An 18,745-nucleotide genomic window follows, 5' to 3' on the forward strand; every position below is an offset into this window, starting at 1 on the left:
CATGCCGAAATTTAATAAAAAGCTAAATTTGATCAAACTTATTCATGTAGCTAAAACGAAACTTGGTCTTGATGATGATGTTTACCGTGACATTTTGGAAAGCACAACTGGCAAAACTAGCTCTAAACTTTTAACACCAGCACAGCTCGAAGCTGTGTTGGATCGACTCAAGCAGCTTGGCTTTGAAGTTGAATCAAACAAGACTGGCGTTAAAAATCTGGCAAGCGATGCACAAAGCAAACTGATTCGCCACCTTTGGCTTCAACTGTACCATACGGGTCAGGTCAAAAATGGCAGTGAAAAGGCACTTGCTAAATTCATTGAGAATCGTGTGAAAGTCAGTGCTTTGCAGTTCTTGAGCACTGAAAGCGCGGACATGGTCATCAATCACTTGCGTCAATGGTGCAAACGTTGTGGCATTGAGCGCGTTACTCTGGAAGCATAGGAGGTATAGATCATGGCTTATCGTCCGCATATCACCGATGCACAGCAAGTTTTCACAGACGATGAGATCATTAACTTGATGCCTAAAAATTTTATCTTCATTGCACGCTTGATTAAGGTCGAAAATGCACTGAATTTAATTGATGCCTTTGGTGGTACTAAAGTTTTCATTCCAAAACGTCAGGCATTAAACGTTCATTCTGAACTTGCTCAAGTCATAGGCTTGAACAGACTCCAACTGCTTGCAGATCAGCTTGGAAATGAAACCATCGAAGTACCAATGGGAACGCCTATCACCGTTGCTATGCGAAACAGAGCGATCCGCGAACAAGCACCAACGATGTCAAAAGAAAAGCTCGCTCGTAAATTCAGCGTGACACTGCGTACAATTCGCAGTATTGTAAACTCTGAAGAGAAGCTAAATGTTCATGAAGACCCCAATCTTGACTTATTCAGTGAATAAAAAAAGCGGACTCATAATCCGCTTTCTAATTTCACAGAATGAAAAACCTTTTCAAAAGTTATCCCACTCAATCCCACAATATCCCATCAAATCCCACAATTATCTCGTTACTCTTATATATTTATAATATTAGTACTCATATCGGTTGTGCGTAGCAAATTGTCATACACAAATTCTGGAACAGGATGATAAAGCTCGGCTGTGCCATTGCTGTAAAAAATTTTTAAATAGCGTGAAGAAATATCATATTTCCAAGAGGTTACAACAATAGTTTTTTCCATATATTTGCCCCCATTTCAGTTTGATCATTTAGTACATACAAAAAACTCTTTATGTTTCATAATTTGACATTACTCCATGTAATGCAGGCTGACAATTGATAAATGAATTTCGTTATAAATTTATAAGTATAAGAATTGTAAAAATTTTGCTATCAAGCTGGGTGAGAGCGGATAAGAAATTTATATAAAGGTAGATAAAAAGAAACCACCCTAAAAAGAGTGGCTTCTGACGAGGTTGTTCAATCTAAAGAATTAGATTTTACCCACTAGGTCGATAGATGGAGCAAGAGTTGCTTCACCTTCTTTCCATTTCGCTGGGCAAACTTCGCCTGGGTGGCTTGCTACGAATTGAGCAGCCTTAAGTTTACGTAAAGTTTCTGATACATCACGAGCAATAGCATTGTCATGAATTTCAGCAGTTTTAATTACGCCTTCAGGGTTGATGATGAATGTACCACGTAAAGCTAAACCAGCTTCTTCGATATGCACATCAAAAGCACGTGTTAATTGATGTGTAGGATCACCAACTAATGGGAATTGAGCTTTACCTACAGCAGGAGAAGTTTCGTGCCATACTTTGTGAGAGAAATGAGTATCAGTTGTTACGATATAAACTTCTGCACCAGCTTTTTGGAATTCTGCATAGTTTTCAGCAGCATCTTCAACTTCTGTTGGACAGTTGAATGTAAATGCGGCAGGCATGAAAATAAGAACAGACCATTTACCTTTAAGATCAGCGTCAGTAACTTGAATGAATTCACCGTTACGGAATGCATCAGCTTTAAATGGTTTAACTTCAGTATTAATTAAGCTCATCATTGTCTCCATGATTGAGGTTTTATTGAGAGGCTAATGCCTTACTTGTTTACGAGGTCAAGAATAAATAATTTTTAGTTATTGGGGAAATAGTATTTTTACATGACTAAAATCGGAAAATTGAATGAATCAATATAAAACGATTTTCACCCTAAGATATAAGCTTATTTGACTCCAACAAGATGAAGTAAATATGACGAATACCTAAAACTAACTTGTATAACAACATGCAGTCTATAGTATTAAAATTCAAGGGTAAAATTGAAAAAATCTAAAAATATATAAAAACAAAGATATATAGCTAAATTCTAAAAATATAACGCCAATCTCAACTTAAAATATTTGAATTTTATAATTTGAAACGACCTCATTCGAGTCTGGACAAAATGACTCCAGATGAGTTTTACTATGACCAGCTACCACAACAAAATAAGGTAGCTTAACTAGAGCAGAATATCACTTATAAATAAGCTTTTAGTTGTTCAAACAAGTGGGACCACCTCTTGCCGCAGGCGTTGAGATTATTCGGGTGGGGATGTTCCTTAATGCCAAATATGGGATTCTGTTAACATGTTAGTTCAGCTTTAAATAGTCCTAAACATATCTGATCTTTAGGATGTATGATTTAGCTAAACTTAATAATAAGCCCAAACAGGATTTGGGCTTATTAGGTTGAGTTAAGGTTTATATAAACCATGATCAACAAGGTGCTGGCGCAGGATTCGTCGCAATTCCAGAATTGCTTCTGGCGTTTCCTGAATCGAGTGGCCGCCATGAATGATTTTTTCAGAAACAGCACCATCTAAATGGGCGCTTTTATAAGGCACAATCCCGTCAGTAATTACATTAGGGTCGTCACTCTTGGTGATGTTGCCCATAATTGAATGGAACACCAGACCTTTTTCTGGTGGAATATTGGCAGTCAATTCCATGAACTTGGACTTTTTGCTCAAATCACTTGGACCATTCTGAATCACGTCATTGGTTAGGGTTTTTACGAAATCTTTCAGGTCAACATCATCACTGGTCAAGGTATCTGCCAATGTGGTAAGGAATGTTGCAGGCAGGCGAATAATCTTACGTGCAGCCAGAGTAAACCAGCGATCCGCATAATCTGTCCCACGATGTGGTGCGGCCAGGAAAATGGCACGGTCAAAGTTGGTGATCGGTTTCATTTTCAGCCGTTCACCAATCACGGGATGCTTTCTCAAGCGGGTCTGTTGGAGATTGTTCATCATCGCCAGGGCCTGTTTGGAAATGTCGGCATCACTGACCAGTAAACGACTAATAATTCCGCCCATACTATGTCCAATCAAAACAGCGTCTTTCGCAGCCACATCTTTAGGATTGACGGTGGAAAAGGCTTGCTTGAGCAGGGCATAAATCTGGAAACGGCTTTCCAGAATCGGCATGTTGGTTGAATAAAAAACTTGCCACACCTGATAATGTTCACGTAGTACAGCATCCCCCATAATGTCGTTGGTCACGGCAATCCATGCTTCAGGGCTACTGGCCAGACCATGCACCAGTACAATGATCTTCTTGTTGGGATTGTAGGGTTCCAGCATATAGAGATGCGGCATGGTTAAATGCTGCTCACGGTCAATCAGCGTTAGGTATGCTGCCGCACCAAGATTATTTTCAGCTAGCCATAAACCATAGGGTGCGGAAAAATTGGCAGCTAATGAATACGGCTGGCCTGCGATATTGACCTTGTCAATGCTATACGGGTCATAGACCTTAATCTCAAATTCAGGGCTGGTTAAAACATCATTCACTGAAGCGGTTGGTTTTTTCGGCTGGGCAATAATGGTTGCCGCCAGATAACGGGCCTTGTGAATGTTTGGATTAGTACCTTTTGGATAATGATAGGTTAAAGGGTTAAGAATATATTTATTGTCATGCTGTGACGCATCACCAGAGGGAAATACCGCAACAAAGTCAGAGCCGAAACCGTCACGGCGGTTAATGGCCCTTAAACCAGAGAAATTCATGTTATAGCTTGAAATAAACTTCTCAAGCTTCATGTCCTGTAACCGTTGATAGGACTGAATATCAAGGGTATAGGTGCTGTTAGCAATCTTAATGGTTGGGGTGATATTGGTGGTGGGATTTCTTAGACTATGCACATTGACCAATTGGGTCAGCGCCTGATTGTAAAAATCCCGAATCTGAACCTGTCGGTTATCAAAAATCCGTTCCTGTGGCTTTCGGGAGGTTTTAAATAAATAGGCATAACTATAGCGGATACTTTTATCCAGATTTTCCAGTTGTTGGTCTAGACAGTTCTCATAATTTTTCTGGATAATTTTTTGGTCATCTTCAGACTTATGTTTGGTCAGCTTACTTATTTTACATTCAGATGAATCTGAAAGTGCCATGGATTTGGCCAGATAAAGTTCACTTGCTGTTGAGAGTAACTGTTCATCCAATATTTGTGGAATTTTATGTAGGTCGGCAACACATTCATTCGGTGTCTGTGAACAGACTCTGGCTTCCTTGCCCGACATGGACAGGACATTGAGGCTGGCTTCACTTAATTTTTTCTGGGTTAAAATACTGTTACGTTCATTGGCAATGGTGACATCAATCGCCTGTTGTTTAAGGCTGACTACCTGACAACCGCTCATGACCATCGTGCTCAGCAGGGTAATAATAAATAGGCGACAATTTGGAGTAAATGCTAGCATCGGAATTCAGCAAATTAAGTACGAAGATTAGAGCTATAATACGAAAAACGGTTGCTTTTTCAATCGGTATAAAAAAATAGACTGCTTAGAGCAGTCTATTTTTACAAAAAATCTGGATCAGTTTAGCACTTGCCATACATTCCAGCGTTTACCAGATTCCACTTCGCTAATAAGGCGGTCAGCCACTTCAGCTTCATCTGGATATTTCACTTTATAGTTCTTTAAGGTCTGGATGGCATTTTTCTTTTGTTCTAACCAAAGAAAGTTGTTTGCGGCAGAAAGATAGGCTTCCTGTACACCACCTTTAATGGCCTTGTCTAAATATGGAATTGCCTCACGTTGACCGCCGCCTTCAGACAAACCAAACCCAAACCAGAAGTTGGTTTCAGGGTCATTTGGACTGATCGCCAGAATACGCTGTGCATAATTCAGGGATTTGGTGGTGTACGCTGTTCCGAGGTCCATATTGCGTGCCATCACACTGGCTTTAAAGGCACGGGTCAACACATCCAGTGATGCATTTGGCTGTTCGGCTAGAGCATCCAGCTTTTGTGTGGTTTCTTTTAATTTAGCTTCGTAACCTTTACGTTCCTGACGGTCAGGGAAACGTGGTGGATAGTGACGGGCCTTGCCTTCAACCAGTTGCAGGAAATCATCAATTTCAGTCACATCAACTTCATTATCGCCTGCAAGCACGGCATATTTCATGCTGCGCTGTTTGCTGTTGACCGTTGGCACAATCAGTTTGTTCACTTCAAGTGTGGTTGATTTTGATGGGTCATTTTGTAGGCTTACCACCATTTTGGTCACAGGCTGTGCTGTTGCATCCTTAATTGCAAGCTCAAAACTTGGTGGCGCATCATAATTAACTGGATTCAAAGCATAAAAAGGTGGTGTTGGGTCTGGTTCTTTAAAAACAAAAGGCTGGGGTGCTGCTGCCACTTCCTTTTTTACAACAGGTGGGGTACCACATGCAGTTAAAACTGAAGTTGAAAGTACAAGTAATGCCAAAGGCTTAAAATTCATGCTTTATATCCATTAATTTTAGTGAATTAACTAGGTCGGTCGTTGGTTTTACTAGTCTAGGAAAAGCAAAACCAACTTGCAACGAGAAGCTTGTTACATTTCTTTATAAATAAGGCCTATTGATACCTATCTCTTATTATGTGGCAGATGTTTTGGTTTGGGCTTCACATTCACGCCTAACTTCCTCAATAATTTTTAGCTCTTCCTTGCTAAAAGGTTGAGTGGTTGCTTTCTGACCTTTATAGGTCGGGTCAAGTAAAGAAAGACGCTGGCATAGAACATTCATGCGCTTTTCATTTTGCTGCATTCGATCCAGTAACACCCGAATACCTTCCAGTAAAGGGTCTGTTTGATCCTGAGTGGTGGCATAAGGCTGGAAACCGATGCTTTCAGCATAATCACGGCGGCGTGCCTCGTCCTGCTCAATCTGGGTTTTATCCTTGAAAATGTATCGTGCAGGGTTGCCAACGGCAGTTACGCCCTCAGGAACTTCTTTGGTTACCACCGCATTTGAACCGACTTTTGCCCCTTTATGGACGGTAAATGGTCCAAGAATTTTGGCGCCTGCGCCCACCACCACACCATCTTCAAGCGTGGGGTGGCGCTTGCCTTTATTCCAAGTGGTACCGCCAAGCGTAACACCATGATAAAGGGTAACATCATCACCAATTTCGGCAGTTTCACCAATCACCACACCCATGCCATGATCAATGAAGAAACGTTTACCAATTTTTGCACCTGGGTGAATCTCAATACCTGTGGCAAAGCGACTAAAAGAAGAAAGCAGGCGGGCGCAGCCTTTGTATTCTTTTTTCCATAGTTCATGGGCCATACGATGCATGATTAACGCATGAATCCCTGGATAGGTGGTGAGGACTTCCAGCGTATTGCGTGCAGCAGGATCACGTGCAAATACAGCCTGAATGTCTTCTTTAAGCTGTTTAATCATTGGAATGATCCTCCGTTGTTTTTTTCCATGAACCATTGGCTAAGGCCTGTACGCGGCTAAAGATTCCACGTAACAAATGATATTCCATACGATCTAATTGTATCCTTCCAAATAAACGGCGCAAGCGTAACGGTAGTAAACGGGGATTATTGGGGTCCAAAAACTCAATTTCAGTCAGCATTTTTTCCAAATAGGGATAAAACTCTTGCATTTGCTGCTGCGTGACCAAAGGCTCATCCCATTGCATGCTTTGCTGTTGCTTGAGCTGCATATCACCATCGGGTGTTTGCGTAACTGGTGTATTTTGTTCAAGGGCAGCCATACGTAATTCATAGCACACCACCTGAATGGCCTGAGCCACATTTAACACACCATACTCAGGATTGACTGGAATGGTCAGGTGGTAATTGGCAAGGGCCAATTCTTCATTGGTGAGTCCTCGGTCTTCACGACCAAACACAATCGCGATATTTTGTTGTTGGCTGGCTGCCTGCAAGGCTTCTTTAGCCGCAGGGCGAACATCGAGTAGTGGCCACGGAATGGTTCGGCTACGGGCACTGGTTCCAAAAACTAGATGGCAATCCTGAATGGCCTGTTTCAGCGTTTCCACAATTTCAATCTGCTCAATTAAATCCTGTGCGCCTGCAGCAAGGGCATCAATGTCAGGATGCGGATATGTCTTTGGTGCAACAAGCACAAGCTTGGAAAGTCCCATGGTTTTCATGGCACGTAAGGCACTGCCGATATTGGCGGGTAGCGTGGTGTTCACCATCACAATACGCACATGATCCAAATGTTTGGACACTTGATTTTGGTCAAACAGGTTCATAGATTATCCAAAATTAAGAATATTGGGAGACTTCGGCTTGATAGAGGTCTAAAGCTTCGTCCATTGACATATTGTCAGGAGGTGGCGCAACAACCGCAACTTTTGGCGTTTCAACCACTTTGGCAGCTTTAGACTTGACCTGATATTCGATGTAAATCGCATCCTTGCCGAAATAGTCACGCAGTTTAGCGAGTAGCTCGTCAAGTGGGGCAACTTTCCATTGTGCGCCCAGCAAAAGTTCAGCGCTTGCAAAACTTTGCTCAAGCTGGATTTTCACCCCAATATGCTGACACATATCAATGTTGCAGTAAGGTAAAAGCATGCCTTGCAGATCTTTTGCCAAAGATTTACCCATCAGGTCATGTGCCAGGCGAATCTGAATGTTCTGTGCCCGTTTTTGCCGTATTTCATTTAAATTAAATGCCTTGCTTAAACGTGCCATCGGGCGGTCAAAGCCCTCACGTTCATAAATCTCACCCTCAATCACCACCACCTGTTCCAGTTTAATAATGTCTTTATGGCGCTGGAAACGTTCATGATTGCAGCTGATTTCAACACGGGCAGTGCCATCATCTAGGGTAATCATAATACGGTTCGGGAAGTTGGCAATATCCACCACCAGACCCGCAAAAATGCTGGTGACACCCCGTCTTGTTGGCGTCAGTTCGTTTAGTTTTACAGAAACAAATTGCTTGAGTTCAGCACGATAGGTATCAATCGGGTGACCTGTTAAATACAGGCCCAGCGTATCTTTTTCACCTTTTAAACGGACTTCATCTGACCACGGTTTGACAGGTTTGGCTGGTTTACGCTGAACTTCTTCAACCTCACCAAACAGGTCCATAATTCCCGTTTCACGGTTGCTACGTGCCTGTTCAGCCGCCTGGACCGCTTCTGGAAGCTGTGCCATCAGGCTGGAACGTTCAATGCCCAGACAATCCAGCGCACCTGCACGGATCAAGGCTTCAAGTGTGCGTTTATTGATTTTTTTCAGGTCAATACGATGGCAGAAATCAAACAGGTCTTTATACGGGCCTTCCTTGATGCGTGAATCAATCACCGACTGCATTGCCTGTTCGCCCACACCCTTGATTGCACCCAACCCATAAACAATGGTGCGTTCATCACTGGCATGGAAATGGTATAGCGACATATTGACAGAGGGTGGCAATACGTCGAGTTTGTTGTTACGGCAGTCATCGATCAGGAATACAATGCTGTCAGTGTTCTGCATTTCCGATGACAATACCGCCGCCATAAATTCGGCAGGGTAATGTGCCTTTAACCATGCTGTATGATAGGCAACCAGTGCATAGGCTGCGGCGTGTGATTTGTTAAAACCATAGCCAGCAAACTTTTCCATATAGTCAAAGATATGGTTCGCGGTTGCCTCATCAATATCTTTCTTGGCAGCACCTTCAATAAAGATCTGGCGCTGTTTGACCATTTCCTCGGGTTTCTTTTTACCCATGGCGCGACGCAGCAGGTCCGCGCCACCCAGCGTATAGCCTGCACAGAACTGTGCTGCCTGCATGACCTGTTCCTGATACACCATGATGCCATAAGTGGGTTCCAATACACTTTCAAGCAATGGATGCAGATATTCAAACTCGCCACCATGCATACGGTGGATAAAGTCTGGAATCAGGTCCATCGGGCCAGGACGGTATAGGGAAACGAACGCGATAATCTCTTCAAACTTGCTCGGTCTGGCTTCCTTGAGCATCTTTTTCATGCCGACGGATTCAAACTGGAATACCGCAGTGGTGTTTGCCTCGGCAAAGACCAGATAGGCATCTTTATCATCCAGTTCAACATTGGCAATGTCGAGTGGGGTATCTGACTTGATTCTTTTATTAATATTCTGAACGGCATCCTCAATAACGGTCAGGTTACGCAAACCTAAGAAGTCAAATTTAACCAGACCTGCAGCTTCAACGTCATCTTTATCATATTGTGCAACGCGGTTAGTGCCATCAGCATCACATAGCACCGCGGAATAATCAGTAATTTTACCTGGTGCGATGACCACACCGCCCGCATGCTTACCTGTGTTACGGGTAATGCCCTCAAGCTTGAGCGCCATTTCCCAGATTTCGGCGGCATCATCATGATCTGGGTTGGATGGATTGGTGACGATATCCTTGAGCTGCGGCTCCATTTCAATCGCTTGCTTTAAATCCACACCCAGCGGTTTGGTTGGCACCATTTTGGAAATACGGTCAGCCAGACCATAAGACTTGCCCAGTACACGGGCAACATCACGAATCGCACCTTTGGCTGCCATAGTACCGAATGTTGCAATCTGTGAAACCGCTTCACGACCATAATGCTGTGCCACATACTCAATTACACGGTCACGGCCTGCAATGCAGAAATCCACGTCAAAATCGGGCATGGAGACACGTTCAGGATTCAGGAAACGTTCAAACAGTAGATCATAACGCAGTGGGTCAAGGTCGGTAATCTTTAAGCTATAAGCAACCAGTGAACCTGCACCTGAACCACGACCAGGCCCCACAGGTACGCCATTATTTTTTGCCCACTGGATAAAGTCCATGACGATCAGGAAGTAACCTGGGAATCCCATTTTCAGGATAATGTCGACTTCATACTTGATTCGCTCATCGTAGGGCTGGCGAACCTCTGCCCAGTCTTCACCACGTTTTTCAACTGGGTAAAGATGATTTAGACGTTCTTCCAGACCTGTACGCGACAAATGCTCAAAATAGGTGTCAATGGTATAGCCATCTGGAATTGGGAAGTCAGGTAGGAAATAAGTACCCAACTGTAAGCTGACATTGCAGCGTTTCGCAATCTCGTAGGTGTTTTCCAGGGCACTTGGAATGTCTGAAAATAGTTCAGACATTTGCTCGGCCGTTTTAAAATATTGTTCAGGGCTGTAGGGTTTGGGGCGTTTGTCGTCACTTAGGACATAACCATCGGCAATACATACACGGGCTTCATGCGCTTCAAAATCGTCCTGCTCAATAAAATGCACATCGTTGTGTGCCACCACACCAATTTGATATTTTGCGGCAAGTTTTGCAGCCTGTAGGATAAAATCCTCTTCGCCAACACGTTCGGTACGGGTCAGGGCTAAATAAACACGGTCGCCAAATTTCTCAATCCACGCTTCCAGTAACGGTTCAGCTTTCTGTGGGTTGGATGAGCAGAGCATCTTGCCAACATCACTGTGCTGACCCAGCAGAATGATCAGGTCTTGCGCCTGTTCGAGTATCCATTCTTTTTGTATGCAGGGTGTGCTGAGTTGTTGTCCCTCAATAAAACCACGCGACACAATCTCAGTTAAATTCCGCCATCCCTTGTTACTCATGGCAAGCAAAGTTGCGCGATGTTCAGCATCATTCAGGCGAATGACACTGCCCATAATAGGCTTGATGCCTTTACCCAGACATGCGCCGTAAAATTTTATCGCCGCATGCAGGTTGGACAAATCGGTGATGGCAAGCGCAGGCATTTCTTCTGCAGCAGCAACTTTGACCAAATCGGGTATGCGAACAATCGATTCGGTAATCGAAAATTCTGTATGTATACCGAGATGAACAAACTGCATAGTCAAGACGATCCTTTTTCAAACCAAGGCATAGTTTAGCATGCAAACTTATAATGACATGCTTAATATTTTGGCAAACTGTATGTCTATCTTGTTATTTGGGTTAAATTTGAAAAATAATTTTTTATTTTTATATGCTTATAAATCAAAAGCTAAGATGAATATATTTGTGGTTGGAATGTGATTGCTCAAATTTTATCTGTTTATGAATGGTGCTGGTTCTTAACCTTGCTGGTGGGTGGGTGCAGTTAAAAATAGTGGAAACTTTTATAAATGGAGCGTTTTCAAGATTGAAAGGCAGCTTTTTGGCTGCTTTCAACCTTGATAAATAGAATAGAACTAAATGGTTCAGTTCAACTATTTGAGTAGGTTGCTAAAAATGATATTGCACCCAGATCAATCCAGAAAGAAATCTTTTTGTAGTTGTGTATGACCATCAACACAAGCATATTTAGAAAAATCCATAATGCCAATTCTGGCTAAGGCCTGTTCATCGGTGAGGCTTTGTCCCGTCAGTTCACCTTTGGCGGTGGTATAAATCGCATAAGCCGCATCTGCCATAATTTCAGGTTTACGACTGACCTGTAAGGTATTTTCCTCACCTAGGTTTTTCGAAACTGCTGCCGTTGCAATGTAAGTTTCAGGCCAAAGCGTGTTACAGGAAATGCCATAGTGACGGAACTCTTCTGCCATACCTAAAGTCAGAATTGTCATACCATACTTAGACAAGGCATAAGGCGAGAGCATGCCTAACCATTTAGGCGACATATTTACAGGTGGCGATAAGCTTAAAATATGCGGATGTTGTGCTTGTTTGAGATAGGGCAAAGCGGCCTGCGCACAAATAAAGGTCGCACGGTGGTTAATGGTTTGGATCAGGTCATATTGTTTTAAGGAAGTGGCTTCGACACCTGTAAGTGCAATGGCACCTGCATTGTTTATTAATACATCAATACCACCAAATTTCCTGGCTGCTTGTTGCATGGCAGCATGAATCTGCTGTTCATCTCGCACATCTAAAAGTATGGGCAGAGCTTTGCCGCCAGCAGCATCAATCTCTTCGGCGACGCTATAAATTGTGCCCGTTAATTTCGCTGTTTCCACTTCAGTTTTTGCTGCAATGACAACATTTGCCCCAGCTTGTGCTGCTTTCAGCGCAATGGCTCTGCCAATTCCTCGGCTACCACCAGTAATAAAAATGGTTTTTCCTTGCATATTACTCATGTAGATGTCCTATATTCGAGTTGTTATAAAAGCTGATTTAAATCATAAATGGATGTGCAAATTTTTCTGGATTGTATAGCTGTCGTTGCTTGGCAATTTCAACAATGCGATGGCGTAACTGACGTTTGATTACGGCATAGGTTTGGCGATGCTTTTGTGACATCTCTTCAGCAAACTTAAATACTTCAGTATTTAATGATTCGGCAGGGTGAATCTGATGAACCACATGTGCGTCTAAGCACTCAATCCCTGTCATAGATTTGCCTGTTAATGACATCTCCCAGATCGCATGGTGATTGGGAATGAGCTGCACAATCTCTGCAATACAGTCAGTGAAAGGAATAGTGAGTTTGACTTCGGGAAAGCAAAAACGTCCTTTATCTGCCCGCATCAAGCGAAAATCACATGCAGATGCCAAGATTGCACCACCAGCATAAGCATTGCCGTTAATTTCCGCAATGACAGGTAGATTAAGCAAAGCCAAGCGCAGCAGCATATTTTCCAGTTGTAAGGTAAAGGCTTTTTTATCTTGCATGGATTGTTGCATTAACCATGCGAGGTCTAAGCCATTGCAAAATGTTTTGGGATGGTCGCTTTGAATGACTAGGCAAGCATTGTGCGAATCACGTTCGATTTCATCAAAGATCTCGATATATTCATTTAGCACATCTTGATTTAAGGCATTGTCCTGATCGCCATTGGTTAAGGTGAGAACATAAATAGACTGCTGTTGATCAAGCGTCATGGTGGTCATTGAAGCGCTTCCTCATTCTGCGATGGTTGATTGATTGCAGTCATTATTTCGAATAAAACACTCGCACAATAGGTGTGACTATGCCATATTGATGATCATTTTAGGACAGGGGATGTGCGATGCGAGATCCTTTTGGATTGTTTCAGGAAACCATCTCGGTTTCTTATGCACATCTATTATTAGAAATTGTGCATGATTATGCGATTGATACTGAAACAGTTTTGGCTGGTACAGGATTAATGCTCACAGAAATGAAACAAGCCGATGCCAAAATGAGTGCGCATCAATGGTCAAAGCTGGTGGTGAATGCTTTAAGGCTGACGGGAAATCCGCGTCTGGGTATTGAATATGGTTTTAAATTACGTCCCACTTCGCATGGAGCCTTAGGTTTTGCATTTCTGAGTTGTACGGATGTTGAAACTGCATTAACGCTGTGCCAACAGTATTTCTGTACACGAATCCAGAACTTTACTCCTGAATCGTTTATTGATGAAGACTTTGTCTATGTCTATTTGGATGGTGTACATCCTGTTAAATTTGGCAATCAGCAGCAATCTGATCAATTACGTCACTTTCTGATTGAGAGTTTGCTGTTTGGCGCAATTTATTTTCTTGGTGTATTTTCTGAAAAAATTGTTGAACGTTGTGAGGTCTTTGTCGATTGGTCCGATGCACAGAATTATAAACGTATCGATCTCTCCCAAATCAAGATTCATTTTAATCAGCAACGCAATGGTTTGCGTTTTCCCAAGCAATATCTGCATTGTAAAAATCCTAATGCTGATCAAGTCGCATTCCAGCAGGCATTATTGTATTGCGAAAATGACAAACTTAAATTAGTCAAAGAAACAACGCGGGATCTGCAAAAAAGTATTAAATCTGAACTACTTTATAACTCAAGCAATGGTTATCCAACACTTCCTTTAATTGCGCAACGCTTGAATATGTCTGAACGAACCATCAAGCGACATTTGCAGGCACAAGGAACTACTTTTTTACAGATTTTGGCTGAGGTACGTTTTAGTCAAGCCAGGAAGTTACTGCAACAACCACAATATACTATTCAGAACGTTGCAGGTCTGGTGGGTTATGAAGAAGCCACCAATTTTATTCGCGCTTTTAAAAAGATGTTTGGCGAAACACCGAGTCAGTATCGGAAAAGCTATTTGTCCAAAGCCACTTCATCCGACATCACCAACTGAATCGTTTTAATAAAGAGTTTTAGCGAATGCTGAATCTGTTCGGTCCATTCGAAAGAACAATTCATACGGATAAAATGCTGATGCGAGGACAACACATTAAATAAGGGGCTTGGTGCAACGCCGACCTGTTGTTGAATCAGCTGTTCATAGACTTGCATACTGCTGACTTTGTCTGGCAACTGAATCCAAAGAAAATAGCCACTTGGATAGTTATATACCTTACAGTCTTTCGGTAGATGTTGTTTGAGATATTGAAAAAATTGTTTTTTATTCTTTTCCAAAGCCCGTCTAAGCGTTCTTAAATGCTTTTCATAATGATGATGGGAGAGAAACTCCACCAGTGCATTCTGGATCAGCGCATTGGCTGAAATGGTGCTCATCAATTGCAAATGCTGAATATGTTCGGAAAATTTGCCAGCATAGACCCATCCCATACGGAACCCCGAACCCAAGGTTTTGGAAAAAGAAGAGCAGTGCAACACCAGATTCTGTTGGTCAAAATACTTCATTGGCAAGGGTTTTTGATTGCCATAAAACAGTTCCTCATAAACATCATCCTCGATCAAATGAATTTGATGTTCATGCAACAGCTTGGCGATTTTATATTTGATCTCATCACTGACAGTAAATCCAATCGGGTTATGGGCGTTCAGCATAAACCAGCAGACCTTAATTGGATAATTTTTGATGACTTGCTCAAAGGCTTCAATATCGAAGCCATGCTGTGGGTGCTCAGGAAGAGTAATTACCTTTAAACCCAAGCGTTCCGCAGCCTGCCATGCACCATAAAAGATGGTTTGCTGTAGTAAAATATAATCGCCAGGCTGGGTAATCGCTTGCAGTGAAAGATTCAAAGCCTCTAAGCCACCAGATGTAATGACAATGTCATCTGCATCAGTTGGAATGCCTTGCATACAATAGCGTTGAGCAATCAGTTTTCTGAGTGCTAAATTCCCAGGCGGTAGGTTGCTTGTCTGATCATAACTATGTCGATTACGGGAAAGTTGCCCCATAATCTGAATCAGTTTGGGTGGATAGAGTAACTGACTATCTGGAAATGCAGAGCCTAGTGGGCTGACCTGTTTGGATTGAATCGACTTGAGGTATTTAAACACCAAAGAGTTAATTTCAATTTTGGGGTTTAAAGAGACCACCGAATAGGCCTGTGGAATCTGGATATGATTCTGTTCAGCCACAAAATAACCTGACTTTTCCTTTGAATAAATCAGTCCCTGTGCTTCCAGCTCCTGATAGGCATTCATGACTGTGATGAGGCTCAAGCCTGAGCGTTGTACCTGTTCACGCAAAGATGGCAGTTTGCTGTGCGGCTCCCATGTCCCGTTCTGGATGAGAAGTTTCAGGCTATGCGCTAACTGTTCTGCTTTATACATAAGGTACTGAATCCAAAATGAGAACCTGTTTATGAGTATTGTGTGTAATTTATCTAATTTTATAACAGATGGGATGGAAATAAATCATCTGTTATATTTTTTTAGACAGCCTCTGTAGCTATTCAGCGATTGATATGTTCTACAAAATAACACCAAGAATGGTACGGCTTGTTAAATAATATACAAAACGTACAGATCAATCAGAAGACAATGGTTTGGCTGAAAGGTGTATAGGGCGATGTTTGTAACTAAAGAACTTAATGCGATAACCCAGCTTTTTCAGGATGGCGAGGTTTCGCAAGCAGTACAAGAACAGCTACATCTTGACTATGTAAATCTTGAAGCAACCTTGTTACGAGGCAAGGTATTAAGAGACTTTTCTAAAGAAAAAGTCGCTTATATTGTGCAAGCAAAAATAGAGGAAAATGACAATAATCTTGGGTATTTGTTTGCCCCATTTATTATTGCCAATTTAAATCAGCCCGTGATTTATACAACACCGATTTCAACCGCTGTTTTGGCGATCCTCAATCAATATTATCAGGCTGAGAAAAGTGTCAATTTAAAAATTGAAGAAGTGCTCCAAAGCCTAAAGCTTTATGTGGATTTGGTTGAACAGCCTAAAAAAGAAGCTGATTTTCTATTTCGAGCTTTGGTTAAAGCCCTCTGTCGAACAGATATTTCCCATCTTTTTTTGATTACACATTTACCTCTAAATCAGGATAAAATTCAAATCTTGCAGGATTATTTGCAGATAAAAATTGAGGTGATTTGCTGCGATACAACAGAACCTAGTGTTAATGGTAAATTGATTAATACCCGAAAATTATTGTTTAAAAACAAAGATGAGTTTCATAAAACGATTTGTACTTTGTTTTCGAACCTGAATGCGCAACTGGTGGCACAGATTGGCCAGTTTAGCCAAAAACAGGCCGCTCACTTAATTGAAGATATGTTTTATTCAGAACACATTTTTGAAAAGTTGTCGGTCTATGCTGAATATATGCAAACCCGTATTCAAAATGGTGCCAGTTACAGGGCATTATCCATGATGTAGATGATGCAGTATTGAATTTTAGTATTTAAATAGGAGCAGACGATATGTCTAAAGAGCAAGCAAAATTTCCATATCTCACCGTTGGAATCAGTATTTTATTAGGCTGTTTGTTTTTAGTCTTCTTCTTTCTTGCTGTTAGCAATGAGCCTGATTATATGCCATCGCAACAGAAGCAGAATACGACACAGATGCAAAAATCAATTCAACAGCATTAATCATTTAGGTGTCTAAAGCCGCAAAAGCCTAGAACATCTAGGCTTTTTGATTTCCACCATTTTATGTTAATGGCTGAGATTTTCTAAAAAACGTTGGATAATTTTTTGTGCCTGATTTTCCAATTGGGCTGCATAAAGCAGATTATCCTGTCTTAACTGGGGAATAGACAAATTGGCATGACGTATTTCGCAGGTATGACCAATTAACCATTTCTCAAAGCTGTATTGACTGACTTCCAGATGAAACTGTAAGGCTAAAATCTGCTTTCCGATCGCAAAGGCTTGATGAGGATAAATATCTGAACTTGCCAATAAGGTCGCATGATCTGGTAAGTCAAATGTATCACCATGCCAGTGCAACACATGGGTATCTTCAAGCGCTGCCAGAATATTTTCAGCAACAGGCTGAATGTCCAGTTTGCCCCAGCCAATCTCTTTTTGGTGTCCAGCATAGACTTTGGCACCCAGTGCATGAGCAATTAACTGCGCCCCCAGACAAATACCAATGGTGGGTTTATTGGCTGCCAAACGCTGTTTAAGCAACGCAATCTCATCAATCAGGAAAGGGTAGTCCTCAGTTTCATAAACACCAATTGGCCCACCGAGGATGATGGTTAAACCCTCATAATTGAGGGCTGGGCTGAGGTCGTCAACACCCGCTTCGAAATAACGGACGCGGAAGCCAAGTTGATAAAAAGCATCTTCCAGAGAACCTAAATCCTCAAAGGCAAGATGTTGAATTGCATAAACTGTTTTAGGTAATGAAGCTGCCATCGTATTCATGGTTTATAAAGTCACTATATTGGAAGTGAGTTAAGGCATTTTTTGCTCAAGCCAGGCAAATAAGTCCTGGTATACTTTTTCCCGTACTGGTGGGGCTGAAAGTACCAGATCGTGCAAACCGTTGTGTACTGATAAAGTCTGTATATCACCTTTCATTTTTTTGGCATTATTGGTCATGTCTTTGACATCAAGAATGACGTCGCTTTGCTGGGCATCAATTCCCCATTTTTTAGGGTATTTGGATTGATGTGAATGCATGATCAGGGTTGGAATATTCAGTGTAATGCCTTTATGGATTTCTTTTTGCGCTTCATGGATGGCATGCACAAAGCACAGTTGTACAAATGGCATGGATTCAGGTTTCCATTCCAGATTAAACTCCCATTCACCATGAAATTTTTTATGCAAACTTGGTACATACCACGGGTTTAGACCGCTTGGAAACTTGGCATTTGGGAAACGCTTGCCAAATTCACTCAGCAATGGAATCCCCACTTTTTTCTCAATGATGCTCTTAAAGAAATCATAAAATGGACTATTTGCCCATAACGCCTTAACCAGACGATGGTCAGGATAGTGTGCTGCATATAAGGTTGTGATCAAGCCACCTGTTGAATGTCCAGCAAGCAAAACCTGATTATGGTTTTCCTGACCGATGATCTCCAGTGACTTGCTGATTTCAGCATCATATTCACGTAAATCCCGCACATAATACAGGGTTTGATGGGGGAGTTTGGAACGACCATATTTTCTAAGGTCAAGTGCGTAGAAGTCATAGCCATGCTGGTTGAACTGTTCAGCCATTTCTTTTTGAAAGAAATAATCGGTAAAGCCATGAACATACAACACAGCCTTTTTGGTGGCCTGAGCAGCTTTTTTTCGCACCAATGTGGCAACAACTTTCCCATCATAATCATCAGCAAAGTTTAGGGTCAGTTGCTGATAACCATCCCCTAGGATATCTGGTTGATAAATATAAAAATTTAAAGTATTCATTTTTGATGTAAAGTCTAAATTCATTCATCAACACATTAAATGAAAACA

16 protein-coding genes and 1 pseudogene are annotated in these 18,745 nt (G+C 41.9%); 5 read left to right on the forward strand and 12 right to left on the reverse strand.

The window, feature by feature from the left end; genetic code table 11:
- The first annotated feature begins 1 nt into the window (after window position 1).
- Window positions 2-445: a gp16 family protein gene (locus F973_RS02435; protein WP_004759807.1), complete on the forward strand. Its 444-nt coding sequence runs from the start codon at window positions 2-4 to the stop codon at window positions 443-445.
- A gap of 12 nt (window positions 446-457) precedes the next feature.
- Window positions 458-907 (forward strand): Mor transcription activator family protein, encoded by a 450-nt coding sequence (locus F973_RS02440; protein WP_004759808.1) that lies wholly within the window; start codon window positions 458-460, stop codon window positions 905-907.
- Between the two features lie 140 nt (window positions 908-1,047).
- On the opposite strand, the pseudogene F973_RS14980 reads toward F973_RS02440, so the two are convergent.
- The 9 genes and pseudogenes from F973_RS14980 to F973_RS02480 form a co-directional block, all read right to left on the reverse strand.
- A pseudogene (locus F973_RS14980) lies at window positions 1,048-1,188 on the reverse strand (KTSC domain-containing protein); the annotation flags it as partial.
- Between the two features lie 252 nt (window positions 1,189-1,440).
- Window positions 1,441-2,004: an alkyl hydroperoxide reductase subunit C gene (ahpC, locus tag F973_RS02445; protein WP_004677913.1), complete on the reverse strand. Its 564-nt coding sequence runs from the start codon at window positions 2,002-2,004 to the stop codon at window positions 1,441-1,443.
- Window positions 2,005-2,681: 677 nt separating this feature from the next.
- A complete protein-coding gene (locus F973_RS02450; RefSeq protein WP_171062289.1) occupies window positions 2,682-4,694 on the reverse strand; it encodes an esterase/lipase family protein in 2,013 nt (670 codons plus the stop codon).
- Window positions 4,695-4,811: 117 nt separating this feature from the next.
- Window positions 4,812-5,720, reverse strand: a complete 909-nt coding sequence (locus F973_RS02455; RefSeq protein WP_004677909.1) for an ABUW_2363 family tetratricopeptide repeat lipoprotein — start codon at window positions 5,718-5,720, stop codon at window positions 4,812-4,814.
- Window positions 5,721-5,856: 136 nt separating this feature from the next.
- Window positions 5,857-6,669 carry a serine O-acetyltransferase gene (gene cysE / locus F973_RS02460; RefSeq protein WP_004759818.1) on the reverse strand — a complete coding sequence of 271 codons (813 nt, stop codon included), beginning with the start codon at window positions 6,667-6,669 and terminating at the stop codon, window positions 5,857-5,859.
- Window positions 6,662-7,498 (reverse strand): RNA methyltransferase, encoded by an 837-nt coding sequence (locus F973_RS02465; RefSeq protein WP_004759819.1) that lies wholly within the window; start codon window positions 7,496-7,498, stop codon window positions 6,662-6,664. The genes cysE and F973_RS02465 overlap by 8 nt, the downstream gene beginning before the upstream one ends.
- A gap of 13 nt (window positions 7,499-7,511) precedes the next feature.
- Window positions 7,512-11,075, reverse strand: coding sequence for a DNA polymerase III subunit alpha (gene dnaE / locus F973_RS02470; protein WP_004759821.1), 3,564 nt, complete (start codon window positions 11,073-11,075; stop codon window positions 7,512-7,514).
- A gap of 396 nt (window positions 11,076-11,471) precedes the next feature.
- Window positions 11,472-12,299, reverse strand: coding sequence for an SDR family oxidoreductase (locus F973_RS02475; RefSeq protein ID WP_004759822.1), 828 nt, complete (start codon window positions 12,297-12,299; stop codon window positions 11,472-11,474).
- Window positions 12,300-12,336: 37 nt separating this feature from the next.
- The gene (locus F973_RS02480) at window positions 12,337-13,053 is read right to left on the reverse strand and encodes an enoyl-CoA hydratase/isomerase family protein (protein WP_004759824.1); all 717 of its coding nucleotides are present in this window, start codon (window positions 13,051-13,053) and stop codon (window positions 12,337-12,339) included.
- 119 nt (window positions 13,054-13,172) lie between these two features.
- Here F973_RS02480 and F973_RS02485 point away from each other — a divergent pair, with 119 nt between their 5' ends.
- A complete protein-coding gene (locus F973_RS02485; protein WP_004759825.1) occupies window positions 13,173-14,255 on the forward strand; it encodes an AraC family transcriptional regulator in 1,083 nt (360 codons plus the stop codon).
- Here the strand turns inward: F973_RS02485 and F973_RS02490 are convergent.
- Window positions 14,216-15,646, reverse strand: coding sequence for an aminotransferase-like domain-containing protein (locus tag F973_RS02490; RefSeq protein ID WP_004759827.1), 1,431 nt, complete (start codon window positions 15,644-15,646; stop codon window positions 14,216-14,218). The genes F973_RS02485 and F973_RS02490 overlap by 40 nt on opposite strands.
- Window positions 15,647-15,884: 238 nt before the next feature.
- Here F973_RS02490 and F973_RS02495 point away from each other — a divergent pair, with 238 nt between their 5' ends.
- Both F973_RS02495 and F973_RS15200 read left to right on the forward strand, forming a co-directional pair.
- Window positions 15,885-16,703, forward strand: a complete 819-nt coding sequence (locus F973_RS02495; protein WP_004759828.1) for a hypothetical protein — start codon at window positions 15,885-15,887, stop codon at window positions 16,701-16,703.
- 44 nt (window positions 16,704-16,747) lie between these two features.
- Window positions 16,748-16,918 (forward strand): cbb3-type cytochrome oxidase assembly protein, encoded by a 171-nt coding sequence (locus F973_RS15200; protein ID WP_004677895.1) that lies wholly within the window; start codon window positions 16,748-16,750, stop codon window positions 16,916-16,918.
- A 66-nt stretch (window positions 16,919-16,984) separates the two neighbouring features.
- Here F973_RS15200 and F973_RS02500 read toward each other — a convergent pair whose 3' ends face one another.
- The gene (locus F973_RS02500) at window positions 16,985-17,701 is read right to left on the reverse strand and encodes a glutamine amidotransferase (RefSeq protein ID WP_004759829.1); all 717 of its coding nucleotides are present in this window, start codon (window positions 17,699-17,701) and stop codon (window positions 16,985-16,987) included.
- 30 nt (window positions 17,702-17,731) lie between these two features.
- On the reverse strand, window positions 17,732-18,697 hold the full coding sequence (locus F973_RS02505; RefSeq protein WP_034432197.1) for an alpha/beta hydrolase: 966 nt from the start codon (window positions 18,695-18,697) through the stop codon (window positions 17,732-17,734).
- Between the last annotated feature and the right edge of the window lie 48 nt (window positions 18,698-18,745).

The sequence above is a fragment of the Acinetobacter sp. CIP 102129 genome (genome assembly GCF_000368305.1).
Classification (GTDB): domain Bacteria; phylum Pseudomonadota; class Gammaproteobacteria; order Pseudomonadales; family Moraxellaceae; genus Acinetobacter; species Acinetobacter parvus.

Coding starts and splice junctions, on each gene's coding strand:
- F973_RS02435 (WP_004759807.1), top strand. CDS start 2: ATGCCGAAATTTAATAAAAAGCTAAATTTGATCAAACTTATTCATGTA.
- F973_RS02440 (WP_004759808.1), top strand. CDS start 458: ATGGCTTATCGTCCGCATATCACCGATGCACAGCAAGTTTTCACAGAC.
- ahpC (WP_004677913.1), bottom strand. CDS start 2,004: ATGAGCTTAATTAATACTGAAGTTAAACCATTTAAAGCTGATGCATTC.
- F973_RS02450 (WP_171062289.1), bottom strand. CDS start 4,694: ATGCTAGCATTTACTCCAAATTGTCGCCTATTTATTATTACCCTGCTG.
- F973_RS02455 (WP_004677909.1), bottom strand. CDS start 5,720: ATGAATTTTAAGCCTTTGGCATTACTTGTACTTTCAACTTCAGTTTTA.
- cysE (WP_004759818.1), bottom strand. CDS start 6,669: ATGATTAAACAGCTTAAAGAAGACATTCAGGCTGTATTTGCACGTGAT.
- F973_RS02465 (WP_004759819.1), bottom strand. CDS start 7,498: ATGAACCTGTTTGACCAAAATCAAGTGTCCAAACATTTGGATCATGTG.
- dnaE (WP_004759821.1), bottom strand. CDS start 11,075: ATGCAGTTTGTTCATCTCGGTATACATACAGAATTTTCGATTACCGAA.
- F973_RS02475 (WP_004759822.1), bottom strand. CDS start 12,299: ATGAGTAATATGCAAGGAAAAACCATTTTTATTACTGGTGGTAGCCGA.
- F973_RS02480 (WP_004759824.1), bottom strand. CDS start 13,053: ATGACCACCATGACGCTTGATCAACAGCAGTCTATTTATGTTCTCACC.
- F973_RS02485 (WP_004759825.1), top strand. CDS start 13,173: ATGCGAGATCCTTTTGGATTGTTTCAGGAAACCATCTCGGTTTCTTAT.
- F973_RS02490 (WP_004759827.1), bottom strand. CDS start 15,646: ATGTATAAAGCAGAACAGTTAGCGCATAGCCTGAAACTTCTCATCCAG.
- F973_RS02495 (WP_004759828.1), top strand. CDS start 15,885: ATGTTTGTAACTAAAGAACTTAATGCGATAACCCAGCTTTTTCAGGAT.
- F973_RS15200 (WP_004677895.1), top strand. CDS start 16,748: ATGTCTAAAGAGCAAGCAAAATTTCCATATCTCACCGTTGGAATCAGT.
- F973_RS02500 (WP_004759829.1), bottom strand. CDS start 17,701: ATGAATACGATGGCAGCTTCATTACCTAAAACAGTTTATGCAATTCAA.
- F973_RS02505 (WP_034432197.1), bottom strand. CDS start 18,697: ATGAATACTTTAAATTTTTATATTTATCAACCAGATATCCTAGGGGAT.